The organism is Pedobacter sp. 01T416_2 (assembly GCF_056398925.1).
In genome coordinates this window covers 1-2,696 of the sequence record NZ_JBFTQI010000779.1, presented here as the reverse complement: position 1 = coordinate 2,696, position 2,696 = coordinate 1, and the positions used below count along the sequence as shown (strand labels likewise).

At 37.0% G+C, this 2,696-nt stretch carries 2 protein-coding genes and 1 pseudogene; 1 reads left to right on the top strand and 2 read right to left on the bottom strand.

Going from position 1 to position 2,696, the window contains the following annotated elements:
- Nucleotides 1–207 (top strand): annotated as a pseudogene (locus AC1DPQ_RS23970) (hypothetical protein); the annotation flags it as partial.
- 170 nt (nt 208–377) lie between these two features.
- Here the strand turns inward: AC1DPQ_RS23970 and AC1DPQ_RS23965 are convergent.
- Both AC1DPQ_RS23965 and AC1DPQ_RS23960 read right to left on the bottom strand, forming a co-directional pair.
- Nucleotides 378–2,075: a TonB-dependent receptor gene (locus AC1DPQ_RS23965; protein ID WP_477580134.1), complete on the bottom strand. Its 1,698-nt coding sequence runs from the start codon at nt 2,073–2,075 to the stop codon at nt 378–380.
- Nucleotides 2,076–2,079: 4 nt separating this feature from the next.
- Nucleotides 2,080–2,696 (bottom strand): tetratricopeptide repeat protein (locus AC1DPQ_RS23960; protein WP_477611101.1); only part of this gene is annotated, 617 nt, incomplete at its 5' end.

Below are 2,696 nucleotides of genomic sequence, written 5' to 3'. Positions count from 1 at the left end.
GGGGTACAATTGATTACGCTTTTGGCACTTAACGATGATGGCTCAACAGCTTTTGATCATCGAAACGCCGAATTTCTATCTTCTTTGGGGGTGCCCGTTTTTGCCTGTACACCTGATTTATTTCCTGAATTAATGGCTGCGGCATTAAATAAACAGGACATTAATCAATGGGCAGGTGATCATGATATAAAAGTGCATGCGAAGTAGTTAAGTAAAATTTTCTATATAGAACAATCGTCACCTCGACTGCATTGCACTCCGCTCGAAATGACGGAATTTATTGACGTAGATCTTCTTATTTAAACAATTCAAAAAAAATGCCTCCCGATTTCGGAAGGCATTTTTTGTTTCAGTAAGACTTTAGAGGTTTCTCTATCTTAAAACGAATACGTTAGTCCTCCGAAAATATTAAATCCGTTTACCTGATAGTACAAGTACCTGCTGTAGTTTGTATTTAAGATATTGTTTGCTTTAGCAAAAACAGAGAATTTTTTGTTGATGCGGTAATCAGCACCAAGGCCTAAATCTACGTAACCTTTAACCGTTTCAATAAGTTCTATATTGGTATTGGGAATTATGTATTGTGAAGCGGGAACAGGAGCGCCGGTATATACTTTAGCTTTAATATCATCCTGAATTACAACACCAGCGTTAAAGCTTAGTTTTTTATTATAGGTATAAACAAAGTTCGAACTTACTTTTAAACCCGGTTTAAACCAAGAGTAGGTTTCTGAGGCAGGTTTCCAATCGTCGATATTTAATTTACCTGTCCATTTTAAGGCATCGCTTACCTGAACAGAAATTTCACCTTCTAAACCTGTTAATTTCGTTTTACCGAAATCGTATATCACATCAAATTTGTTAAAGTCAGTAAAGTTGTTCACGAACAAAGGCATATCATCGAACTGTTTTACATATACGCGTGCTTTGTAACCAAAACCCGGTCCGCCGGTACCTTTAATACCAGCGCTGAAACTTAACTTTTCAACCGTGTTTTTAACTACAACATTGCTGTTTAACCAAGGGTTTTCATCGGTAAAGCCTTTTAACGAGTTTCTGTTTACATCACCTTTAACTTCTCCGAAAACCTGTAAATAATCAGGAATTAAAGTGAAATCGGCCGTAACGGCAGGGAATATTTTAGAGCTGCTGAATGCACCAAATTCCTGTACGAAATTTATCCCCGCTGTAATTTTAGCACCTTTAACCTGTAAACGGATATAAGGATTTAAGCGCAACAGGTTATTGCCAACACTGGTTAAAGCATCTTTGCTGTTACCAAATTCGGTTGATGCGGCTAAACCTAAGTTTAACGAGTTAATACGTTTGTTTACATAACCATTTAAGCTCAGGTAGTTTTCTTTTGCGCTGAATTTATCATTCCAGATATAACCATTGGCTTTTAAAGCATAACTAAAAGCATCTTCATCCTCTGTAAAGTTTTTTACCAGCTCACCTTCCAGTTCAATGGTGGTTAAGGCCTGTTTATCAGGGTTAGGGTTAAGCGTAGGTCTGGCATCATCTATACCATAAAAATAGGTGCCGTTACGTTCAAAATTAATGCGGCCACTAACTGTGTTTTGATCTAAAATACTGCGGCCAAAAACACTTAATTGTTGGTTACTGCTATTCTGTTTGTTCAGCTTTCCTTCCTGACTAAAATGTTTAAAGTATCCACCAATCTGTAAACCTTCATCTTTACCGGTGTTAAAATAAGCTTCGCCCAGAAGGGTAGCCAACGACCCGAATGCACCTTTTACATAATTGTTAACCAATATGCTTTCTTTTTCTTCTGCCAAAGCCTGTGCCTGTAACTTTTGGATATCGCTGTTCAATTCCAGCTTTCTATCTAAAATGCTATAGTTCAATTTTGCTTTGTAAGTTTTAACATCATCTAAATTTGGGCTTCGTCTCAGCTTTACAGCCTCGGCCAAAATTGGTTTATATGGACGAACTACTTCAATTTCTTCATTTACTACTGCTTTTTCATCGGCCTTTTTATCCTGCGCCTGTGCAGTCATTAATCCGGCAGCTAAAAAAAACAGTGAACTATATATATATTTAATCGATTTCATAATGCTACTTCTTCTGGTTTAGTTTTTCTAGTTTTTCTTTGGCTGTAGGGATAATATCATCCTTGCCTTCGTAATTATCAATTATACTGAGAAGAGTGCTTTTTGCCTGTAAATTATCTTTCAGGGCCACATAGTTATCAGATAAAAGGATAAACGCCTTTGCTACCCAGTAATCGTAAGCAGCCATGTTGTTAACCAGATCGAAACAGGTTTTAGATGAAGTTTTGAAATCACCTTTGTTGTATTCCAATAAAGCTAAATTATATTTTGCTTCTGCGGCAGCAACTGTTTTTGTTTTGGCCACTACATTTTTAAACTCCTTAATTGCTGTGGTGGTATCGCCTTTTAACAAGTAAGCTTTACCAGAGAATAAGCTCGAACTGTTTTTTTCTTCCTCAGAAGCTTTTTCCGACTCTTTGGTCAACTGTGCATATTTCAGCATGTCATCAGGCATGTTTAAAGCCGTGTAAGCCTTTAACAAATTGTTGATGGCAAAACTATAGTGCGACTTGTAATCGGTGGTAGTTTCTAATCTTTTCAGGTACACAATGGCCTCGTTGTATTTTTTCTGATTTAAGAACAATGTTGATATACTCACCAAAGAACGTTCTGTGTAATCGC

What these genes read in the sequence shown, in the direction of transcription:
- AC1DPQ_RS23965 (WP_477580134.1), bottom strand. Translation starts at nt 2,075, where the DNA reads ATGAAATCGATTAAATATATATATAGTTCACTGTTTTTTTTAGCTGCC.